The sequence below is a fragment of the Geomonas propionica genome (assembly GCF_016458235.1).
Lineage (GTDB): Bacteria > Desulfobacterota > Desulfuromonadia > Geobacterales > Geobacteraceae > Geomonas > Geomonas propionica.
This window is the reverse complement of sequence record NZ_JAEMHK010000006.1, coordinates 129,882-150,947: the sequence shown is the minus strand read 5'-3', so window position 1 is coordinate 150,947 and position 21,066 is coordinate 129,882. Positions and strand designations below refer to the sequence as shown.

The following is a 21,066-nucleotide window of genomic DNA, read 5'->3' as shown; positions in this document are numbered from 1 at the left end:
TCTTGTGCTAGTGTCATGCTTATAGCTGACTTTCTGAACAAATCTGGCACAACTTCTCTCTTCTAGCGCTCCTGGCTTTCCTAAAGCTGTGTGGAGGTGTGTGTCATGAGTGAGTTGCTTAAGGTCAAACTGACCAAGTTCGTCACCGGTGAGCGGTTCCCTGTTGTGGTGACTGCGACAGGGATGCCGGAATACTATCCCAACATCTTCCTTACCAGTACTCTCCGGGTGGAGCACAAGCAGGGCAAGACGCTTTTCAATGCCGCCTGCGCCGTCAAGGATCTCCGTTACTGGGAATTGCTGACTGGCGTCGATCTGGTCGAACGCATGCTAAGCGGGCAGTTCCTGGAGTTGGAAGAGGCAGAAGGGCTTGTGGAGACTCTGTGGCACAGCTGTAAAAGTCTGCAGCAGCAGCTCGATGGTAAGTGGGCGATCGCTCTCGCGGCGAGGAGCAAGGTCTGCCAACTGGACAGCTACCGCGACATACGCAGGGCGGCAAAGGCGACGGCCGCTTCTCTGTTAAAGCCCGGGACTGTGGCCGGGAAGCTCGTTTATGTGGCTAAGTATCTGAAGTTTCTAGGCAAACAGGCGGTGAGGGCTGCTATGGATTCGGAACGCCAGATCGCACTGGAGCATGAGCTCGCAGACTTGCTCTGTGCCATAGGCAGGCGGATTCCTGAAGCTCACACGGGCTACCAGTTTGCGGAATACCAGCGCCTGGGTCTTACCTATCAAGTAGAAAGCCTGGTGCGCGAAGTCATAGAGCCGGGCCACCCTGCCAACCCCTGGAGCAAAAAGAACCAGTTGCGCAACAGCATGATCGTAAAGGTACTGCTCAATCTCGGCATCCGCAGGGGGGAGTTGCTGAACATCCGTATCGACGATATCGACTTCAGGGAGAACAAGATCAGCATACGGCGACTGCCCGACAACCCGGATGACCCCAGGCTGTATGAGCCCAACGTGAAAACCTTGGCGCGGTCGCTGCGGATGAACGATGCCACCGCAAACGTGCTGCATGACTATATCGTCTCCGAGCGTAGCAAGTTCAAGGGGGCGAGGAAACACGACTTTCTGGTAGTTTCAAGTCAAGATGGAGCGCCGCTCTCCCTTAGCTCTCTTAACCTGATTTTTGCCGAACTGCGCAGAAAAGTGCCAGGTATTCCTGTCGATTTCAACTGCCATATCTGCCGTTTCACCTGGAATGACCGTTTCAGTGACCTGTGTGATTTGAAGGGGATCGATGCTGAACGGGAAAAGAAGATCCGTTGCGACATTATGGGATGGGTGCATACCAGCGAGATGGCGGCTGTTTATACCAAACGCACCGCCCAGGCAGCTGCTGACCAGTATCTACTGATCTGCCAGGAAGAGGCTGCCGGCGGGAATCTGGCGAGGCTGATCAATGAAATCACTTCGGACCGCATCTAAGCAGGGTAAGGGAGTCAAGCTGCCACAGACTTCCTGGACCAAGGAAAAACAGCAATTCTGCCCAGGCGATGATGTGTGGCGCCTCTATGATGGCGGGGTGTCCAGGACCTTGACCTTCGAGCGCTGTCGCTCCTGTTGCCACTCTGAACTGGTGCAGTCGCTGAAGGCCTACCTGGTTTATTTGCTGCGCTTCCAGTCTCTTGACGCGTGCAACAACTTCCTAGAGCGCTTTCTCAAGCTGGCCAAGCACTGCAGCCTCCTTGCCGGCGGGCCTGTTGCCACGATCACGGTAGACGGCGTGATAAGTTATCGGGCTACCTTGGACAGGGATCACGAATATCTCTTACACGCGATCCGCGCCAGGGTGGAGGACTGGGTGCAACTAGGGTATCCCGGCATAGATCCCGATGTTCCCGAAATGCTGCGCAAGCTGAAGCTGAAGAAGAACGATTCCGGTGTCGCAGTTCGCACCCACCACCCGGTCAAGGGACCGTTCAACGATGAAGAGTATCATGCCATCATTCAGTATCTCCTCGACACCTTCGCAGCCGGCCAGATAGATCTCTTCGACCTAGCTCTTGGGTTCTTGTTCGTGGTGTTCGGACCGCGGCCGGTATCATTCGCGGCCCTGCGCATCAAGGACTTCAGCGTCGAGAAAGACAGCTACGGGATCGATTGCTACACCCTGAGGATACCAGCGGCCAAACGCCGCAGCGGCGGCCGCCGCACTCACTTGAATGTTCGAAAGCTCAGCGAGGAGTTCGGGCAGATGCTGTCCGGGCTGGTGCCGATGGTCCAGAAGCGTTTTGCGAAGGAGATCGCTGCCGGGCTTGATCTGCAAGAACTTCCCTTCTTCCCAGGCAAGGACGCAAGCAGGGGGTACTGCGTCTCTTCCAGTGAAATCTCGGAACAAATCGAGCGCTGCTTTAACGCAGGTGTGCCCATCATCTGCAACCGTAGGGGATTACAGGGAACAGTCCTCCACGTAAATCCCAGGCGTTTTAGGATCACCTTGGGAACGCGCATGGCTGAAAGTGGCAAGCGCGAACGGGAAATCGCTGAGGCCTTGGGGCAAACCTCGATGGTTTCGTCGAGGGTGTATATCGAGGCTACCGGCAAGCTGCGTCATGTGATCAATGAAAAAGTAATGCCACTGGTGGAGCCGTTCTCCAAGTATTTTCTAGGAACGATTGTCCAGTCGGAAGCGGATGCGTTCCGTGGCGATGATCCGTCAAGCAGGATCCGAAGCTTCGATGGCTCGCTCAAAGGACGGGCCGTGGGTACCTGCGGCAAAAGCGGTTTTTGTGGCGGCTTCGTGCCGCTCCCCTGCTATAGCTGTCGCAAGTTTCAGCCTTGGGCTGATGCTCCGCATGCCGAGTTGCTAGCTTGGCTCGTGCAGGAGCGACAACAAAAACTTGCCGCTACGGGAGACGAAACGTATGCCTCGGTGAATGATGAAGTTATCAAAAAGGTTGCGGATGTTGTCCTTCGCTGTTCGATGCTTCAGGGCCGGAAGAATGCGCCAAAGGAGCTCCCACGATGAGTCCAGTGCTGCCTTTTACACCTTGTCAGGGCATCAAAGCCCAAAGAGAGGTCGAACTCTTTATTGAATACTGTAAAAACAGGCTCGATCTCTACGGATCGGACCTTGACTGGAACAGCGTGCGTTGGGAAGTTGCTTCGCAACACCGCCGCAAGGGGCACTACGGCAAGCGGCTGGGGATGGTTTTTTCCTCGCTCGGATCAGCGCGACATCGCGCAATTCCGATGCATCCTGAATATGTGGACTTTGCCAAGGCGTACCTTCGGCACGAAATGACGTTCAGCGGCGAAAAGAACTTCACGGGCACGCTTTCTGGGGCGCGCATTCTGGAGGCAGCCTTGGCCGATTGCAGCAGAGATGGCGTGCCGCGGGTTTATCTCACTGATGAGGTGGTTGCGGCTCGAGCCGTGGAAATCATCGATGAGCACTACTCATCGGTGGCCTCGAGGTATCAGTTCGGCTGGCGCCTGGAGAAGATCATTGCTTTCCTGGTGGCCAAGGGGCTGGTCAGCAAGCCTTTTGACTGGAAGTCACCGCTTCCTCCGCCACAGATAGGTACTTTGCTTGGCGAGGAGCACGACCGCCGCAGGGCGGAAAAGCTCCCTTCCCGGGAAGTACTTGAGGCGCTGGGGGCTATCTTCGATATGGCTGAAGAACCGCGGGACCAGGTTATCACTGCAGCGCTTGCGCTTTTGTCTGCCGCTCCCGGCCGGATCTCGGAGGCTGTTACCATTCCGAACGACTGTGAGGTGTGGCTCCCCAATGACGATGGCACCAAGGATCTCGCTCTGCGCTGGTATCCGGCCAAGGGCGGTCCCAAAGGGCTGAAGCACTTGGTAAAGGTGATGGAGCCTGTGGTGGTGAAGGCCCTGGAGCGGGCACGGCGTTACACCGAGCTGGGAAGGACGTTGGCGCGGTGGTATGAAGAGCACCCGAACCAGCTGTTCCTCCCTCCGGATGTGGAGCACCTGCGGCAAAAAGAGCTGCTGACCGGCGACGAGTTGGCCCGGATTTTTGGCTGGCGCGATGGGTACAATGCACCCAGGCAGGCGAAGCACTACGGCCTGACCATCTTCAAGAGCACGGTCTTGATACCCAATAGAAGGCGCAAGGACGGTTCTCGCTCCCAGTCCCATAAAGAGATCAATCTTTACTCCTTTGCCGAGGTAGAGAAGAAAATCATCAGCATGCTCCCCCCTGGCTTTCCCTGGCTCGACCGGGAAAACCAGATCAGGTACAGCGAGGCGCTGTTCGTGGTGCCCAAGGCCTTCTTCGATGGCAGTCATGGCTTCATGCCAACCATGTTCATGGCGCTGGATATCTCCGCCATAGGCACGCAGTTGGGAGGGGAGAGGCCCGACAACAATATCTTTCTCCGCTTCGGCTTCAGAAACCCCGATGGGAGCGTGATGAGGATGACCACACGCCAGTTGCGCCATTGGCTGAATACCATCTGTCAAAGGGGCGGCTTATCGGACCTGGAACGGGATATCTGGTCCGGACGGGTGGTCGGTGCCGGCCGCAAAGGGGGGAGTGTTAATCGTCAGGGGCTGGCCTACTTGCACAACACTACGGAAGAGATCATGGATGCAGTCGGGATGACGTCTCAGGAGACCGATCTGGGGCCGTCGCTGGCCAGCAGTTTTGAGAGACTCCCGATAACGCGGGAGGAATTCATGGCGCTTGAGAACAAGCCGCCGGTTCATGTCACCGAATTCGGCATCTGTTTTCATGACTTCGCCTTGCTTCCCTGCTCCCTGCACGCTGATTGCCTGAACTGCATGGAACACGCATGTATCAAGGGGGAGCCGGAGAAGACCGCCAGGATTCGCCAGTGTCACCAGATCGTCCAGGAGCAGTTAAGGCTTGCGCAAGAGGCGGTAGGGGAGGGGTATCTGAAGGCCGAGCACTGGTACGAACATCAGGCACTGACAGCGAAGCGGCTCACGGGGCTCTTGGAGTTGTTGGACGACGAGACCCTGCCGGTAGGGTCGCTGATCATGCTGACGAACCCGTTCCAGTATTCTGCCTTCCGTAACGCTGTCACTGACAGGGCGACGCTGCTCGGGGAGGCTGAGACCCTTGCCCTTGCCGACGCTCTCACGCCGAAGCTCTCGGCGCTGCCGGGCGGCGAGATCAAATCCGGTTGTTAGCCATGAAACACCTCCGTGTCGATCAATGCCAGTCCATTGCCCAGCTCATAACGAGTTTCCGAGGAGCGATACGCTGGAACGATGTCATCGATCTCGGGGAAGAAGTTACGGGATACAGGTACAGTCGCCAGTCGCTCGAATGCAAAGATGTCATCAGGGCTGCCTTTACTCAGGCGACGCAAAGGGAGCCGGCGAAGGTGGTGGGCAGGAAATCGGCGGAGGTTCGGGTGCTTGAGGCCCGAATCGAGCGCCTTCAGGAGGAGATACAGCTTTTGAAGACGGTGGATGCGCAGAATCGTGAGCGGTTTGTTTTGTGGACGGAAAATGCCCGCAGGCATGGACTCGACGAAACGAAGCTGAACAAGCCGCTCACCAGGGTCGAACGTCGAGCCACTAGGGAGTGACGTCATGCGTAAAGGGTGTAACGGCAAGATGGTTGGCGAGGAAAACGTAGCCAAGCTGAAGCTGTGGCTCGATCAGGTGGATGCCATCCCTATGCACGGGGGGAAGCCCAACAAGTCGGAGATCGCCAGGCTCGCGGGTCTGGCCGATCGGCAGCCGCTGGATAACAACCCGGAGTGCCAGAGGCTGCTGGCTCTTGCGGTGGCAAGCAAGGGGGGAGAGCTGCAGAGCCGCTACGATGAGGAAAGGGCCCGGCAGGAGAGGCGGATTCGCGAACTCGAAACCCGAGCCGACAAGGAGATGGCAGAAAATTTCGAGCTTAAACGGATGCTCAAGAAGCTCCAGCACGTCGAGCAGATACTCGAGGCCGGCGGCCGGGTGATCCCGTGGCAACGATAGTGGTGCAGAACGTCGCCTTCGCCGGTACTTCCACCGGCGCCATCTTTACCGGGGCCTGTGCAGACGGTAGCGTGCACAGGCTGGTGGCGAGTCGGGATGTAATGCCGCGCCCCCCGGTGGTGGGCGAGGTCTGGTCAGTGTCCGGGGTCGTGCAGACCCATCCGGTGTACGGCAGACAGGTGGTTACCCGCAAGGCGGTACTGGAGCGCCCCAGCGGCAGGCTGATCACAGCTTGTCTTGCCAAGTCCACCGTATTCCCAGGTATCGGACCTAAGACGGCTGATCAGCTCTGGCGGCGGTTCGGTGAGGACATCTATGCCATGCTCGATAAGGGCGATCCCGCGCTCTTCGAAGTCCCCCTGCACTCGAAGCTGCTGGCCAGGATCCTAGTTTCGGGGTGGCAGACGCTAGCTCTGGAGTCGGATACCTATCGCTGGCTGGACCGGCATGGCGCCCCGGTGTCAGTAGCCGAGAAGATTGCGGATATCTACCAAGGCCAGGCGGTCGCCAAACTGGAAGATAATCCTTACCGGCTGCTGGCTTTTTGCGGTTGGGAAGTGGCGGACCGCATCGCCCGATCGATGGGCGTCGCCGCGGACGATCCCCGGAGGCTGGTGGCGGTTGTCGATACCGCGGTCATGAAGATGCTGAGGAACAAGCATACCTGGGAGTCTGAGGCGGACTTTCTAAAGTCTGCGGTTCAAATCGGGGGCTTGAAAAGGCAGGCGGCGGCCCGGGCGGTAGAGCTTGCCATGGCCGACAATGCTGTGCTGCCGGTGGCAGGTGGTTTCCAGGGGATAGGTCCCGCCTCCATGGAGCGGTACATCGCAGACATGGTCGCTAAAATGGCTGCTGGAGAGTTTCAAGCATCGCAGCTGTCGTTACGTTTTGCTGCGGACAGGACGTTTCTTTCCTCCTTTCTCGCAGCATTCCACGAAACGAATGGGTTAAGGTTGAACAAGGCCCAGCAGGACGCCCTTTCGATGGCTCTCAGGGAGCCGATCTGTATCGTCTGTGGCGGGGCTGGGGTGGGCAAGACCTGGGTGCTGAAGGCCTTCTGCACGGCGTCGGAGCGGCTCGCGAGGAAGGTCTACCTTCTGGCGCTCTCGGGGCGCGCAGCGCGCCGCATGGAGGAGGCGACGGGCCACCCTGCCTTGACCATCGCTTCTTTCCTGCACCGTGTCCGCCAGCGGGAGATCGTCCTGGAAGACGAGCCGGTGATTGCCGTGGATGAGGCGAGCATGCTCGATCTCCCCATCAGCTACCGCTTGCTCAGGCATCTGGAGCCGGGGTGTCGCTTGCTTCTTCTCGGCGACCCGGGACAACTGCCCCCGATTTCCTTTGGGATCGTCTTCCACACCTTAGTAGAGTCGGCGCTGCCAAAAGTCGAACTGACCCAGGTGCACCGTCAGTCCGCGGCGACCGGCATCCCGCAGGCGGCAGCTGCGCTTCGTGCCGGTGTGGTGCCGGGATTTTCGGCTTATGCTGGCAGGTGCGCCGGGCTGCAGTTCATCGACTGTACGCCAGAGTCGGTCCAGGATCTGTTGTGCGATCTGTACCGGGACTTGGGTGGGATCGACGAGGTCCGGATATTGTCGCCGGTCAAGGCGGGCCCGGCGGGGACTCATGCCATCAACAGGGCATTCCATCAAGTCATGGCCGCCGGTGTACCAGCAGGGGCAGGGGGATTCGCGGTCGGAGAGCCGGTGATCTGGACGCAGAACGACTATGACCTGGGGCTGATGAACGGCTCGTTGGGCATTGTGGTTCGCGCTGACGGCCCGCTCGTTGTCAACTGGGATGGGCTGGAGGTGTCCCATACGGATCTGTCGCGGATGGAGCATGCCTACGCAATAACGGTCCATAAAAGCCAGGGTAGCCAGTTCAAGCGTGTCATCATACCCATTTTCAATAATAAGCTTCTGGACCGTACCATGGTGTACACCGCTATCACCAGGGCTCGGGAGCAGGTGGTACTGCTGGGCGCGCGGTCGGCGCTTCATAAGGCGGTGACCGAGCCACCAAGTTCGAGCATTCGCAGGACAGGCCTAGCATTGGCGCTTGAGAAGGCAACGGCCCGATGACTGTCAACATCTTGCAGGGTTTCGGAGTAGGAGAAGACCATGACAATCCTAGAAGAATACTACCTGTTTGTTGCAGCAGAAGAACGGTACCTGCGAAATACCGACCAGTGGGATAGACTAAAGGCTTAGATCGCCCTGATCATGTCTCAACGTGATAAGAAGAGAAACGACGCTCCCTGTTGCTACGAGCAAGGTGATAATGTCATCAATCCTTGAGTAATTATCGATGCTGTTGCGGGGAACTATCAGGTACAAGACTGAAACAACAAGTACAAAGACGAAATATGTGCCAACTAGTGTTCTTTTTGATCTTACATTGGGCAATTTCATATTCATCTCCTGCAGGCTCAGTGCATTAAAATCAATATCTTTTGCTGCAGGAAATTTACAGCTTTTGGGATGTCAATCACCCCTACTCCACCAGTTGCGGTGCCGCGTATTGGAAAAACTATCCGCGAGAAGTTTGATCAAGACCTTGTCGGTCTGCAGTGAGCTTCACGGTTTTTCCCGGTGATTGCAGTCAGGATACCCCGTACACCCGTAGAAATTGCCAAAGCGCCCGTTCCTGAGCTTCATTGGCCGGCCGCACTTGCTGCAGGTGCGATCCTCCCCGTGTGGCGGTACGGTCTGCCTCTGCCCCGCACCTCTTCGTGCAGCACCGTGATTTTGCTTCCATCCGCAGTTCTCGCACTCCCAGTAAGGCCCGTACTTTCCTTTCATCCAGGCACAACGCGCGCCGCACCCTTCGCAGCGAGGGTTTTCGGCCTTCGTTGTCGCTCCTTTCATCTTTTCCGCTTTGGCACCGCGCTCTAGTGCCAACAGCGCTGCGAAAGCGAGCGTCATTGTCTCGCTCTCTACCCGCACCATCATTTCACTGGTCCCCATCGAGTACGAAAGCGGATTCAGAGATCCGAACCAGATCACCTTCTCGTCGATCAGCACCGCTTTTTCGTGGATGTCCCCGCGTGTGTCAACGATGCAACCCATCTGCTCCAGCCCGTCTAGTGCAGCCTTGCCGTCTTCAGGAGCGATGGAGCCGTTCTTTCTGGGGGAGCGGGTGACACAGCGGATCCGAACTCCTTCACCAAGCTTGCGGCGGAAGGTGACTGCGTAGCCGGCTACCCTTTGCGGCGTGATAAATCCTGAGTAGATAGCTATACTGTGCTGCGCCTGTTCGAGGTCGGCCAGAATCACCTGGTCGAATTCCCTCTCGTTAAAAAGTCCGGTTTGTTCAGCCTCGGCCGAAAGATCAAACTGCTTTCCTAACTTGCGGAGATCATCGACGACCGGATAGAGGGCGAGAACATCGCGAACGTCGACCACCGCCCCTTTGCGCTGCATCTGGAAAAGGATCTCTCTCAGGAAGGCGGTGCCGGGCAGCTTGCTGTCCAAGTAACTAAGGTTGGCACAGACGATCAGGTGCTCCTTGGCACGGCTGAGGCCAACATTGAAAAGCAGGGAGCCTGGATGGTCGGGCGTGGTTCCCTCTAGAAAGTATCCCGCGCGGTGTTCGCCGCTATCCGGAATATCTAGGACCATCACGGTTTTCTCGTCCCCTTGGTAACGATGCACCGTTCCTGCTTGCAGGTTGTTACCGAACTCCGCTAGCGCCTGTCTTAGCAGCTTTGCTTGAGCGGTATACGGTGTGGCCACGCCGATGTCTCGATTTGTGGTCAAGCAACCCTTATCTGCAAAATGGCGACAGAGGTTGCGAATGGCCAGGGCGTTCATTACGTTGTATCGGGATTTGGAACTATCGCGGTTGGCAAAAGGCCCTACGGACGATGTGTCGATAATGGTGAGTGTTGCGTTAAACGGTGCGGGTATTGGTAGATTTTCCTTGCGGGTTTTGCTGGTTCTTAGCTGGTTGTCGTACATGCGGGTGATCAGCTGGCAGATGGGATCCTCCATTCTGTACTGCTCTTGCAGCATGGTGACTCGCTTTGCCACGTATTTCCTGCCCAAACCTATCCCGGCCGTTTCGAACACACTTTTGCCGATGCTGTCGAAGATCGCTTGCTGCTTCGTCAGGACTATCGGCGCTAACTGCTTCGAGTCCCCTGAAATGACAACCTTTTCCTTTGCCATTCCACAGGCATGATACAGGGCTGGCAGCATGACCATTGAAGCCTCGTCAACGACCACCACATCGAAAGCGCTGAACATTTGACTGCTCAAGTAAGCCTTGGTCACTGTAGCCCCGATGATGTGCGCTCCGTCAAGCACGGTCTTCCGGATATCATTCAGCTGTGCCTCGATTTCCGAGAGCTCATCGAGTATGGGGCGGCGCTTGGCATCGAACTCATCGAGCACTTTTTCTGCAATTGAGCGGTCATACGGTGCCATGGAGCGCCGGAGCGTGTCAGCGGCCTCGGCTGCGGCAGCAGTGTGTTGTTGGGCATGCTCTCGTTGATCGCGTGCGGCAGGCAAGAGACTTTCTGCGCGCGCTAAGTCTCTGTTCGCCTTGATCAGATCTTCATCAATCTTTTCCAGTGACCGCATGACCAAGCGACGAAGTGTGCCTGCACTGACGACCGCGGTCCGCTCCAGTTCCAGCTCCTGTTTACGCATCAGTAGCCGTTGCTTGTTTTCCTCGGCCGTCTTGTACACCTTCACGGCATTTTGGAACAGTTCGGCCTGTTTATCGGCTTCGGCTGCAACCTTGTCCAACTGGTTGAAAAGCGAAACCACTTCCGACGCACGTGCTGCCGCCTTATTGATTGCGTCCAACTGGGGTTCGAGTACCATTTTTCGGTCCCGCAGTTCAACACTCCGCCGCTCAACTATCCCATCCACGGTTATTTTGTCCGCCCAGTCTCTCCCCAGTTCGTTGTGGGCGATCGTTCCGACTCTGATTATGCCCCCATCACTGACTAGCGAGCTTTGGCCATCAAAGCGCTTACAGAGCTTCAGAAGTATCTGGTCAACAGCCTGGTTGGTGTTTGAGCACACCAGCAACCTCTTCTCTTGATCGATGAGCTCCAATGCGAGCGCGCTCAACGTCTCGGTTTTACCAGTGCCTGGAGGGCCCCATAGGTAGTAGATCTCATTTGCCAACATCCCTGTCACTGCCTGTTGCTGCAGCTTATTTAGCCCCTGCGTATTCTTCGGGAGAGGATCTGGCTGTACCATCTCTCCTATATTGGCAACGACGGCGTCCGCCAACTTGTGGTTGAATCCGGTTGTCGCACCCTGTCCGATTTTTTCAAGGCGCGCTCGCAGGGCTTCCAGCATCGCGGTGTTATCTACCTTAAGAAGACAGGTGTCGATGTGAGGCCCAAAATTTGCGGACAATGCTATGAGTAGAGTCTCCCCCATTATGGCGGCGATCTTGCCTTCCGCCTGAACACCGTCGACACTTGCCGTGACGGCGGCTCCTTCAAACAGGTCGGCTTCGTCCTCATAGCGGAACTGGTAACCGAAGTCCTGGGCGCCGAGGTCAACGCTCTGACCATCGCGAAGCAGGACTTGTCTTGCAGCGGCACCATCGCGTTTCATTTCCTTAACCAGCTCCTTGAGAGCGGCTTCGTAGATAACGGCGTTGGAGGCATCCTTGGCAACGTTTAGTTTTAGTGTCTTGTCCAGGTTGAAGGTACGTGGGCTCGGTACCCCCGGTATGTTTCCGCAAGCTCGTATGACTCCCTTCTTTGCTGAGGTATGGTTAGCTTGTTGCTGAGAACCATCCCCCGACGCTTCATGGGCCGGGTCCCTTTGGCTGCGGCTTTTTGGCGATGGTGTGGATTCGAACAGATTTCGCTGTTGGTTGGCTCTTACCTTTGTTGGCTGTTGGGTGGGCGTGGTAATACCTGGAAGGGGAGGCTGAGCGCTTTTTGCCGACTTCAGTTGCTCTTTGACTCGATCCCTTAACCTGACGGCTCGAGGGGTCACACGGTGCTCGAGTTCGGCATGCAGGACTTGGAGTAACTCACGGTCTGCGGCTTCAGTCGCGAGAGCTTCAAGTTCGACTATGGATTTTTGCAGATATGGGCGAATAGCCATGGGGGGCTCTATTAGATGTTTTGACTACAATGAAGCCTGTAAAGATAGCAAAAACAGGTCGTGGTCACCTCCATTGTTTCAGTCAGAGTCCACCTCTTCCTTTTTGTCAACTCCGTTTGCGGGAACCCAGTAACGTCCAGATTTGGTGGATTTGTATATCCCGTCGTGATCGGTGCCCGCAAAGAGAATGCGCCTTTTTACCGGGTCGATGGCTATGGTCACTGTGTACGTCGTGGGGATACCATCGTTAGTTGAAAACCAGGTCATGCCTCCATCTTCGGACTTGAAAATACCGGCGTCGGTAGTTGCCGTATAGACAACCTGTGGATCGGCTGGATCAATAGCTATGGTCGCAACGTACGCTGCGGGTAGTCCCGTATTGGCTTCAGTCCAGTCCCCAGCGCCGTTACCTGTTTTGAAGACACCGCCGCCCCAAGTGCCGGCGTAAATGGTTTGGGGGGTAGATGGAGCGATGGCCAGACATTGTATGCCAGTGGTAATCGTGGTCGTTGATAACCCGGTGTTGACGCCGTTCCACGAGTTGCCGCCATCGGTTGTTTTGAAGATTCCGCTGCCATTTGTCCCGGTGGCCGCGTAAACAATCTGTGGAGCAGATGGGTCAATGACGAGGGAGGTGACTATGATGCTGGAGCCAGGGAGCCCACTGTTGACTGGACTCCAGGTCCCACCGCCATCTGTCGACTTGAAGATGCCCTGGCCGTTCGTTCCGGCGTAAAGGGTCTGTGCTGTCTCTGGATCTGCGACGAGCGCCCTTATGTAGGTGTTGGTCAGCCCCTGATTCACCTTGCTCCACGAGTCGCCACCGTTAGTGGATTTGAATATGCCGCTGCCATTTGTCCCGACGTAAATCGTCTGCGGGGCGCTCGGAGGGATCGCGAACGAAAGTCCCATTATGTTGATCAGCCCGTTGCTTGCCGCGTCCCAGGTGTTGCGCCACGATTTGCCGCCATCAATTGATTTGAAAACCCCAACAGATGTGCCTGCATAGACCGTCTTGGGATCTGTCGGGTCAACGCCGACTGCTCGTAATACCGCTCCACTAAGGAAGTCGCTAGACTGTTCTGGGCTGGCACTAGCCAAAGCTGGAGTGGATAACTGTACCAGTGAAAGAATGATCAACGCCTTCACGCCAATTCCTTTCATTAATTTCAGCATGATACCCTCCTTTTCGCAATGGACAAACCTGCCAAGTGTATCACTGTGAGCGGTGACTTCAACATGGTCTTTCTGAGACTGACTCAACTTGTGCTGTGACTAGGTGACGTCGATTGTGGCGGGTGGGCGAGGTTGGTTGAATCACGACTGTGGCAATCGCAACAACCTCCAGAAAGTTGTGATTGCTATTGCGAAAAACAGGCGGTTCCGAGTTGGAGCCGCCTGTGGTCAGTCAAGGATTGCAAACAGAGCTTGATTCGATCATTGTGGGCTCACGAGGATGGAGAAAGGGAAAAAACTCTTCTTCGAAAATCAATAGTTAGAACAAAGTTTTCGAGGAAGCCCTTGCGTCCAAGAAGACCGATCTTTGAACCAGGCATAATAAAGGCCGGTTCCGTTGTGGTGTACAGTACTGGCGTACCCGGAGTCATTTCAATTACATCAACTTGTAACGGATGTTCGTATGCAATCGCGTCTGTGCTCGCTGTCTGTTGTGGTTTCCCTTTACACGCCTTTAGATCGATACCGATTATTTGTGCTACTTCGCCTGTCACAGAGCAATAATCTGCGCCTGTGTCGATATAGCCGTATAAAGGATGCGACTTCCCGGTTACTGGGTTGGTTATTATCAAGGGGAGCAGCGGGTAATGGTTGCCATCGATCTCAGTGAAGGGGTAATCCGTAACGATCATCTCGTCCTCCTGCAAAAATGTCGGGAAGATTACCATGTAAAGAACACCTCCTGCAACAGCACTTTTATCGCCAAGGACCGTTAAAGAGAAGTACGGCCTTGTCATATCCTTTCTTCTTCGCGGCTGCCAACACGCGATGCGGGTTCTTCCCGTATGCAACAATAATTGGTTCAAGAAAGGATTTTAAGGCCACATACTTGCCTGCATGCTTCTCCTGCACCTTAATTGTAAATGGATCTATTTTTTCCGTCATGCTTCCTCCCAGTTCATCAGTACTGGTAGGAACCTTCTATTCTCGTGCCAAGATGTTACGATGTCAGGTAGAGACCCGGTGAGATGGCACCGTGACGCATGGTGCAGGTAGCAGATCTTTGCAGTTATGCGCTGAGAAGGTATCTCGAGGATAACGAGGTGGAATTCTTTGACGCTATCTTTAAGCGAGCTGACAATGCCGCTCTCCAGTGATTCTGGGGGCGGCATTGTCTTTTTGAATTGGTCATGGGGCCGATACTGAATCGCAACAACTCTTCGAAAGTTGCGATTTTGGCTCAGTCGACACGACCACTTCTCATCCGCCTGCAGTTTCGTGCATATTGCGTAGCATTAATATTTGTTACAGAAATGCAGAATAGCCTATCGCTTCTACGGATTTAAGGATGGCGGCCTTGGTATTTTTACTGAATTGTTGGGTGCTGGCTATTGCAGCGAGCTTTTGGGCGTCGATCACCGGTATCAGGGATTTACATTGATCGAGATCTTTGAGCTTCTTCGACTCTTTTATGCGCCGTTGTGCGACAATGAGTTTGTGTAGGAAGAGGGTTTCCACCCCCGGAATGCGGATGCTGAAACCTTGAAGATCCACCGTGATCGGGTCAAGGTATAACATCGACATGAATGGCAGGGGGAGTGCACGAATCTTCATTTTCTTCACCGGAACGTAGGGGGCGTCCTTGCCACCTTGACGGTGAACAAGGAATTCAATCGAGAAGGTCCCTTTAATGAACTTCTCAAGCCCATCAAGGTCCATGAGTGGAAGGTATTCCAGTTTTCTCAGGATTTCAGGGATGTCCGTTTCGCAGTTTCTTGCAACTTCGACGGCGAAATCTATGTCATCTGTTCTGAGGGTGTAAGCCAGTCTGTGAAAAGACCGATAAACCACCATCACCCAAGATCCGCACAGGATGCCGTCTTCGAAAAAAACTTACCCTGGATAAATCTTGCAATAATTGTCTTACGTCATCCGGAAATATTGCTGGGTCTGCCTTCAATTCCATTCAATACGCTCCTTTTGTCCTGTCTGATTAAAAAAATTATACGTGGCAACATTTCCGAGAAGACTTTTTTTCTCCTATTAGTGGAGCTAGATACTTAAGCCGCTTTTCAAGGACGACGCAGTTATTCCGGTATGCTTCACGTTGTTCTAATTGCTTCTTTAGGTCAGGGACCTCTTTCACGTTGACGTGTCGCGATACGACCTTGTCTCCCTCTCTCCACTGGAGGTGAAGGTATTCGTAGACGCGCCCCCTCACCTTGATCCGCTTAACGACTAGGCACCCCTTTGGGTAGGCGCTTAACACTTGTTTTATCTGTTCTATGAGCTCATGACATCTGTTAAACTCATCGCGTAGCATCCCCTTGATGCCTTCGTCTTCGAATTTTCCATTTCGCATACTTACCTCCAGGTTTATCCAACAAACCTTGCGACGCCAGGCTCGATGTAGGATAAATGACTTATCCTACATTTGGCAAGATAAAATCGTTTTGTTGGATAAAGTCTATCGCGAAGATGAAATAACTGCAAGCAGGTATTGAGCCGCCGGCTCCTCGGGATTTTGGGGGGAGCGTGTTATGATTACCGTAAGTGCGGCTTGTGGGATTCCAGGGATTAATGTAGTATCTGCGTCCGTTGGTCGCATTGCCTAGACACAGTCCTGTTGTTGCTTCAGGGGATCGTTGTCTGGACAGTCACCTGACGCATGCCTGTTGTCGCTTCAAGAAAAAGTTGCTGGGACGATCCGACTGGCGCGGCTGCGAAAATCCTGACGCCCGCGGCTGCAGGCGCCAAAAATCCGGCGGCAAAGCCGGTCTCTCTTCTTTATTTCCAATAAAAACAGCTAGTTAGGTGCGGTGGCGGTGTCGCGGATTGTTGGCGTGCGGCCGGCAATTATACATACACTTTACACTGACCACCTGCCTACTAAAACGGTAGCGGGGCGCCATGTTCTTCAGACTGTTCCTCATTTTACTGATCGTGCCGGCCATCGAGATCTACCTGATCATCCAGGTCGGCCAGGTGATCGGCGGCGCGGCCACGGTCGCCATCCTGCTGCTCATGAGCCTTTTGGGCGCCTGGCTGATCCGCCACCAGGGGGGACGGGTGCTTACGCAGATCCGCGACGAGCTCGCCCAGGGGCGGCTTCCCGCCGCGCAGTTGCTCGACGGGGCCCTCATCTTCATCGGCGGCGTGCTCCTCACCACCCCCGGCTTCTTCACCGATTTCCTCGGCATCTTCTTTCTGATCCCGTTCACCAGGCGCTTCATCAAGCTCTGGCTGGGCCTGTGGCTGCAGAATAAGATCTCCCGCGGCGGCTTCGTGGTACGCCGCCACTTCTGACCCCTTTACGCTGACATCCCCTGTGGCACCTACCCCCACCCCCTAACCCCCTCCCGCGAGGGAAGGGGGGACTGTTCCGCATCTTCCCGCATCCCTCCCACTCTCCGCTCTGATTGCGCCTCCACCTTTTTCGGCTACTATTTTCGGGTTGTCCGCGCGGCCGCACCTGCGTCCGTCGGGCGGAAAGGGGAAGACCAATGCTGGTGGTGGAAGAGTTTCGCGGCACGCAGGTGACGCAGCAGCAGGTCGAGATGGTGGAGCGCAAGGGGACCGGCCACCCGGATCAGATCTGCGACTGTATCATGGACTCCATCTCGGTAGCTCTCTCCCAGGCTTACCTCTCCGAGTTCGGCACCATCCTGCATCACAATATCGACAAGGGGTTGCTCGCGGCCGGTCGCGTGGACCTGCGCTTCGGCGGCGGCGAAGTGATCGAGCCGATGGAACTCACCATCGGCGACCGGGCCACCTTCACCCTGGGCGGCAAGGAGATCCCGGTGCACGACATCGCCGTCGACGCCGCCAGGGGATGGATCTCGCGCAACCTGCGCCACGTGGATCCGGAGCGCCACGTGCGCTACCGCCTGAAGCTCGCCCCGGGCTCCCTGGAGCTGACCGACATCTTCGCCCGCCCCGGAGCGGTGAGGGGGGCCAACGACACCTCGGCCGCCGTCGGCTACTATCCCCTGAGCCCGACCGAGCGCGCCGTGCTCACCCTGGAACGTGAGCTGAACAGCGGGCGGTTCAAGACCCTCTTCCCCGAGACCGGCGAGGACGTCAAGGTCATGGGGCTTCGCAACGGGACCGAACTCGACCTCACCGTCGCCATGCCTCTTCTTGCCGGGGGCATCGACTCCGAGCGCGATTACTTCGAGAGAAAGCACGCCGTCGAGATGGAGATGCGGCACTTCCTGGAAAGGGGATGCCGGGGCTTCGAGCGCGTCCGGGTGCACTACAATACGCTGGATCAGGCCGGGCGCGGCCTTGCCGGAGTTTACCTGTCGCTGCTTGGAACCTCCGCCGAGGACGCCGACTCCGGCCAGGTCGGGCGAGGCAACCGCGTCAACGGCCTCATCCCCATCGGGCGCCCGATCGGCACCGAGGCAGCCGCTGGCAAGAATCCCATGAGCCATGTCGGCAAGATCTACAACGTGCTGTCGCACCGGATGGCGCGGGAGATCTGCAAGTCGGTGGCGGGGGTGCAGGGAGCCTACGTCATGCTGCTGAGCCGGATCGGCGAACCGGTGGACCGGCCGCAGATGGCCAACGCACAGCTCGTCATGGAACCCCGGCGCAGCGTGGCCGAGGTCGAAGGGGAGGTGCGGGAGGTCATGCAGCGCCAACTAACCGGTATCACCGAGTTCTGCAGTGCCCTGGCCCGGGGGGATTTTCCGGTCTGTTAAAAATTGGCTAAAGAACGGCGCGTTTCTGCCGAATGCAAATATACGCATCTTTATCTGCCTGCTCTGCTTTGCCGGGTGCTGGCCTACGCTACCTAATCGATGCGCGCGAGGAGGACGAAACATGGGGCTTGATGCTGCAGTGCTCAGCGAGGCCAACACCACCGAGGAAGAGGTCAGGAAAACCATTGCGGATATCACCAAGGGGGTATTCTCCACCATGGTGATGCTGGACGTGGTCGACGAGCCTCCCCTGGCTGAACCAGTCTTGACCTTCCACGAAACCGTGACCAGCATGGTGGGGCTCGCCGGCAGCCACTCCGGCATCCTGGCCATCCACTGCCCGAAGAAGCTGGCCCTGCAGGTCACCTCCAATATGCTCGGCATGGACGTCACCGAGGTCGACGAGGATGTCAACGACGCCATGGGCGAGATCGCCAACATGGTGGGGGGGGACGTGAAGCACATCTTCTCCCCCAAGGGCGCCGACATCAACCTCTCCATCCCCACCGTCATCTACGGCAACGACTACGCCCTGGAGAGCATCTCCAGCGCCGAATCGCTGGTGATGCCCTTCGTCTGTGGTGAGGAGCGCTTCCTGCTCTCCTTTAAAATCGGCAAGTAGTCTTTCTCTCGTAAGTCGTTCCACCGACAGCGGCCACCATAGCGGTGGCCGCTGTTCTGTTTTTTCCCCTTTCGTGATCACCCCGCCGGTGCGTTGTCGCCGGGTTCAATCAATACAAAAGGTTGACAAGGTCGCGGTTAGCGTTGAAAATGAGCATCTGTTGAATTTGGGACGTCCGCGGCGCGACTGCGGGCGGGCCATGAACTAACCCGGAGGGTCCTTGGACACCGTCTTTGTCGAACTGCTGGTCATTGCCGTCCTCATTCTGCTGAACGGATTTTTTTCCTGCGCCGAATTCGCCATCATTTCCATCCGCAAAAGCAGGGTAGCCCAACTGGTCGCCATGGGTGACCAACGGGCCGCGCTGGTGGAGTCGTTGCAAAGTGATCCGCACCGCCTGCTGGCCATCGTGCAGATCGGCGTCACCGTAGTGGGCTCGACCGCCTCGGCGGTGGGCGGCGTCATCGCCGTGGACTACATCCGCCCCGTGCTGCAGGTTTCCTCCATCGCCATGATCCGCAACGCAGCCGAACCGCTCGCCATCGGTATCGTCGTCAGCGCCATTTCGTACCTGCAACTGATCCTCGGGGAACTGGTTCCGAAGACCGCGGGGCTGCAGTACGCTGAACCGGTCGCGCTGCGAGTGGTGAAGACCATCACCGTCCTGGCCCGGGTGGCGGGGGTGCTGGTGTCGTTTCTGAGCTATTCCACCAAGTTCACCCTGGCCCTGTTCGGATTGAAGGGCGAAGGGAAGGCATTCATGACCCGCGAGGAGGTGCAGCACATCGTCGCCGAGGGGCATGAAAGCGGCATCTTCAGCGAGACCGAGCACACCTTCATCGACAACCTCTTCGATTTCACCCACACCGCGGTGCGCGAGGTGATGGTGCCGCGCACCCGCGTGGTCGCCTTCGACCTGAACCTCTCCAACGAGGAAATCCTGAACGGGGTGCTGGACAACATGTATTCCCGCTACCCGGTGTACCTGGGCAGCATCGAGGAGACGGTCGGCTTCATTCACGGCAAGGACCTGTTGGGGCGCATGGTGCGCGAGCCCGACTTCGACATCCGTTCCATCGTACGTCCGCCGGTCTTCGTCCCGGAAGGGAAGAAGGTGAGCGAGCTCTTGAAGGAGATGCAGAAGACGCGGGTGCACATGGCGTTCGTGGTGGACGAGTACGGCAGCATCAGCGGCATCGTGACGACCGAGGATCTACTCGAGGAACTGGTAGGGGAGATCGAGGACGAGCATGACGAGGGGGAGCCGAGCCGGGTGCAGGTGCTGGCGGACGGGAGCTTCCTGGTGGACGCCCTGATTTCCATCTCGGATCTCGAGGATCTCCTGGAGGTCGATTTGGGTGAGGATCTTCCCTACGACACGCTGGCGGGGCTCATTCTGGACCGGATCGGTCGTTTCCCCGAGCAGGGCGAGAAGGTCAAGTTGGGCGAGTACCTCTTGACCTGCGAGGAAGTAACCCGCACCGGCATCACCCAGGTGAAGATTGTGAAGAGGCAGGAAGAGCAAGACAAAGATAAAGATTAAGACAGCAAAGCGGATACCTTAACCTCTGTCTCAATTCCCGGTTCTACTCAATCTCGATCTTAATCTGCCTCTGCCTCACCTATGCCTTTTACCCAACACGACCGAGGTGAGGATGGAGATGGTCAGGGAGCCGATGATGACGCCGAGGGAAAGCAGCAGCGGGATCTCGACCAGGTTCGACAGCAGCATCTTTCCCCCGACGAAGGCGAGAATGACGGAAACCCCGATCTTCAGGTGGGCGAACATCTCCATGACGTGGGCCAGCAGGTAGTACAGCGAGCGCAGCCCCATGATGGCGAAGACGTTGGAGCTGTACACGATGAAGGGGTCGTGGGTGACCGCCAGCACTGCGGGGATGGAATCGACAGCGAAGATCACGTCGCTCGACTCGACCACGACCAGGGTCAGGAACAGAGGAGTGGCGGCCCAGATGCCGCACCTCTTGATGAAGAAGCGGTCGCCGAAGGATCGCTTGGTAATGGGGATGAAGCGCCGTACCAGCCGCACCAGCGGGTTGTGCTCCGGGTGCACCTCCTCGTCGCCGCCAAAAGCCATCTTGAAACCGGTGTAGATCAGCACCACACCGAAGACGTAGACCATCCAGTGGAAACGCTCGATGAGCTCTATCCCCACCACGATGAAAATTCCCCGCATCACCAGCGCACCGATGATCCCCCACTTCAGTATCTTGGGCTGATGCGCCCGCGCCACCTTGAAGTACGAGAAGATCATGATGAAGACGAAGAGGTTGTCGACGGAGAGCGACTCCTCGATGATGTAGCCGGTGAGGAATTCCAACGCCTTGGCGGATCCCATCACGTACCAGACGCCGACGTTGAAGGCCATGGCGAGGGCGACCCAGACTGCGGTCCAGGCCAGCGCCTCGCGGAACCGTATCTCGTGACTCTTCCTGTTGAAGACGAAGAGGTCCAGGATGAACATCACGGTAATGATCCCCGCGAAGGCGATCCACATCATCTCTCTGTTGGTCAAAACTCCCTCCGA

Annotated in this window: 17 protein-coding genes; 10 read left to right on the top strand and 7 right to left on the bottom strand. The window is 56.6% G+C overall.

Going from position 1 to position 21,066, the window contains the following annotated elements; all coding sequences use genetic code 11:
• The first annotated feature begins 105 nt into the window (after positions 1-105).
• The 6 genes from JFN90_RS09850 to JFN90_RS09825 are packed head-to-tail and all read left to right on the top strand — an operon-like array spanning position 106 to position 8,012.
• Positions 106-1,431 carry a site-specific integrase gene (locus JFN90_RS09850; RefSeq protein ID WP_199394946.1) on the top strand — a complete coding sequence of 442 codons (1,326 nt, stop codon included), beginning with the start codon at positions 106-108 and terminating at the stop codon, positions 1,429-1,431.
• Positions 1,406-2,974 (top strand): site-specific integrase, encoded by a 1,569-nt coding sequence (locus tag JFN90_RS09845; protein WP_199394945.1) that lies wholly within the window; start codon positions 1,406-1,408, stop codon positions 2,972-2,974. Before JFN90_RS09850 ends, JFN90_RS09845 begins: the two co-directional genes overlap by 26 nt.
• The gene (locus JFN90_RS09840) at positions 2,971-5,127 is read left to right on the top strand and encodes a hypothetical protein (RefSeq protein WP_199394944.1); all 2,157 of its coding nucleotides are present in this window, start codon (positions 2,971-2,973) and stop codon (positions 5,125-5,127) included. Before JFN90_RS09845 ends, JFN90_RS09840 begins: the two co-directional genes overlap by 4 nt.
• A 2-nt stretch (positions 5,128-5,129) precedes the next feature.
• Positions 5,130-5,531 (top strand): hypothetical protein, encoded by a 402-nt coding sequence (locus tag JFN90_RS09835; RefSeq protein ID WP_199394943.1) that lies wholly within the window; start codon positions 5,130-5,132, stop codon positions 5,529-5,531.
• A 4-nt stretch (positions 5,532-5,535) separates the two neighbouring features.
• Positions 5,536-5,928 (top strand): hypothetical protein, encoded by a 393-nt coding sequence (locus JFN90_RS09830; RefSeq protein ID WP_199394942.1) that lies wholly within the window; start codon positions 5,536-5,538, stop codon positions 5,926-5,928.
• Positions 5,916-8,012, top strand: a complete 2,097-nt coding sequence (locus tag JFN90_RS09825) for an AAA family ATPase (RefSeq protein ID WP_199394941.1) — start codon at positions 5,916-5,918, stop codon at positions 8,010-8,012. Before JFN90_RS09830 ends, JFN90_RS09825 begins: the two co-directional genes overlap by 13 nt.
• Positions 8,013-8,507: 495 nt before the next feature.
• Here JFN90_RS09825 and JFN90_RS09820 read toward each other — a convergent pair whose 3' ends face one another.
• The 6 genes from JFN90_RS09820 to JFN90_RS09795 form a co-directional block, all read right to left on the bottom strand.
• Positions 8,508-12,011: an AAA domain-containing protein gene (locus JFN90_RS09820; RefSeq protein WP_199394940.1), complete on the bottom strand. Its 3,504-nt coding sequence runs from the start codon at positions 12,009-12,011 to the stop codon at positions 8,508-8,510.
• A gap of 78 nt (positions 12,012-12,089) precedes the next feature.
• Positions 12,090-13,187 (bottom strand): WD40/YVTN/BNR-like repeat-containing protein, encoded by a 1,098-nt coding sequence (locus tag JFN90_RS09815; protein ID WP_199394939.1) that lies wholly within the window; start codon positions 13,185-13,187, stop codon positions 12,090-12,092.
• Between the two features lie 272 nt (positions 13,188-13,459).
• A complete protein-coding gene (locus tag JFN90_RS09810) occupies positions 13,460-13,879 on the bottom strand; it encodes a pepsin/retropepsin-like aspartic protease family protein (RefSeq protein ID WP_199394938.1) in 420 nt (139 codons plus the stop codon).
• A 64-nt stretch (positions 13,880-13,943) separates the two neighbouring features.
• Positions 13,944-14,132, bottom strand: coding sequence for a DUF5678 domain-containing protein (locus JFN90_RS09805; RefSeq protein WP_199394937.1), 189 nt, complete (start codon positions 14,130-14,132; stop codon positions 13,944-13,946).
• A 360-nt stretch (positions 14,133-14,492) separates the two neighbouring features.
• Entirely contained in the window at positions 14,493-15,062 is a 570-nt protein-coding gene (locus JFN90_RS09800; RefSeq protein ID WP_328755545.1) for a GSU2403 family nucleotidyltransferase fold protein, read from the bottom strand.
• 127 nt (positions 15,063-15,189) lie between these two features.
• Positions 15,190-15,549, bottom strand: a complete 360-nt coding sequence (locus JFN90_RS09795) for a hypothetical protein (RefSeq protein ID WP_199394935.1) — start codon at positions 15,547-15,549, stop codon at positions 15,190-15,192.
• 548 nt (positions 15,550-16,097) lie between these two features.
• Between JFN90_RS09795 and JFN90_RS09790 the strand changes: the two genes are divergently transcribed.
• The 4 genes from JFN90_RS09790 to JFN90_RS09775 all read left to right on the top strand — a co-directional run bounded on the left by JFN90_RS09790 (position 16,098) and on the right by JFN90_RS09775 (position 20,061).
• Positions 16,098-16,493 (top strand): FxsA family protein, encoded by a 396-nt coding sequence (locus JFN90_RS09790; RefSeq protein ID WP_199394934.1) that lies wholly within the window; start codon positions 16,098-16,100, stop codon positions 16,491-16,493.
• 197 nt (positions 16,494-16,690) lie between these two features.
• Positions 16,691-17,896 (top strand): methionine adenosyltransferase, encoded by a 1,206-nt coding sequence (locus tag JFN90_RS09785; protein ID WP_199394933.1) that lies wholly within the window; start codon positions 16,691-16,693, stop codon positions 17,894-17,896.
• A gap of 121 nt (positions 17,897-18,017) precedes the next feature.
• Positions 18,018-18,518: a chemotaxis protein CheX gene (locus JFN90_RS09780; protein ID WP_199394932.1), complete on the top strand. Its 501-nt coding sequence runs from the start codon at positions 18,018-18,020 to the stop codon at positions 18,516-18,518.
• A 220-nt stretch (positions 18,519-18,738) separates the two neighbouring features.
• Positions 18,739-20,061 carry a hemolysin family protein gene (locus tag JFN90_RS09775; RefSeq protein ID WP_199394931.1) on the top strand — a complete coding sequence of 441 codons (1,323 nt, stop codon included), beginning with the start codon at positions 18,739-18,741 and terminating at the stop codon, positions 20,059-20,061.
• Between the two features lie 75 nt (positions 20,062-20,136).
• Here the strand turns inward: JFN90_RS09775 and JFN90_RS09770 are convergent, their stop codons facing one another.
• Positions 20,137-21,054 (bottom strand): TerC family protein, encoded by a 918-nt coding sequence (locus JFN90_RS09770; protein ID WP_199394930.1) that lies wholly within the window; start codon positions 21,052-21,054, stop codon positions 20,137-20,139.
• Positions 21,055-21,066 lie beyond the last annotated feature (12 nt).

What these genes read in the sequence shown, in the direction of transcription:
- JFN90_RS09810 (WP_199394938.1), bottom strand. Translation starts at nt 13,879, where the DNA reads ATGATCGTTACGGATTACCCCTTCACTGAGATCGATGGCAACCATTAC.
- JFN90_RS09805 (WP_199394937.1), bottom strand. Translation starts at nt 14,132, where the DNA reads ATGACGGAAAAAATAGATCCATTTACAATTAAGGTGCAGGAGAAGCAT.
- JFN90_RS09830 (WP_199394942.1), top strand. Translation starts at nt 5,536, where the DNA reads ATGCGTAAAGGGTGTAACGGCAAGATGGTTGGCGAGGAAAACGTAGCC.
- JFN90_RS09815 (WP_199394939.1), bottom strand. Translation starts at nt 13,187, where the DNA reads ATGCTGAAATTAATGAAAGGAATTGGCGTGAAGGCGTTGATCATTCTT.
- JFN90_RS09820 (WP_199394940.1), bottom strand. Translation starts at nt 12,011, where the DNA reads ATGGCTATTCGCCCATATCTGCAAAAATCCATAGTCGAACTTGAAGCT.
- JFN90_RS09850 (WP_199394946.1), top strand. Translation starts at nt 106, where the DNA reads ATGAGTGAGTTGCTTAAGGTCAAACTGACCAAGTTCGTCACCGGTGAG.
- JFN90_RS09840 (WP_199394944.1), top strand. Translation starts at nt 2,971, where the DNA reads ATGAGTCCAGTGCTGCCTTTTACACCTTGTCAGGGCATCAAAGCCCAA.
- JFN90_RS09785 (WP_199394933.1), top strand. Translation starts at nt 16,691, where the DNA reads ATGCTGGTGGTGGAAGAGTTTCGCGGCACGCAGGTGACGCAGCAGCAG.
- JFN90_RS09795 (WP_199394935.1), bottom strand. Translation starts at nt 15,549, where the DNA reads ATGCGAAATGGAAAATTCGAAGACGAAGGCATCAAGGGGATGCTACGC.
- JFN90_RS09835 (WP_199394943.1), top strand. Translation starts at nt 5,130, where the DNA reads ATGAAACACCTCCGTGTCGATCAATGCCAGTCCATTGCCCAGCTCATA.
- JFN90_RS09790 (WP_199394934.1), top strand. Translation starts at nt 16,098, where the DNA reads ATGTTCTTCAGACTGTTCCTCATTTTACTGATCGTGCCGGCCATCGAG.
- JFN90_RS09780 (WP_199394932.1), top strand. Translation starts at nt 18,018, where the DNA reads ATGGGGCTTGATGCTGCAGTGCTCAGCGAGGCCAACACCACCGAGGAA.
- JFN90_RS09845 (WP_199394945.1), top strand. Translation starts at nt 1,406, where the DNA reads ATGAAATCACTTCGGACCGCATCTAAGCAGGGTAAGGGAGTCAAGCTG.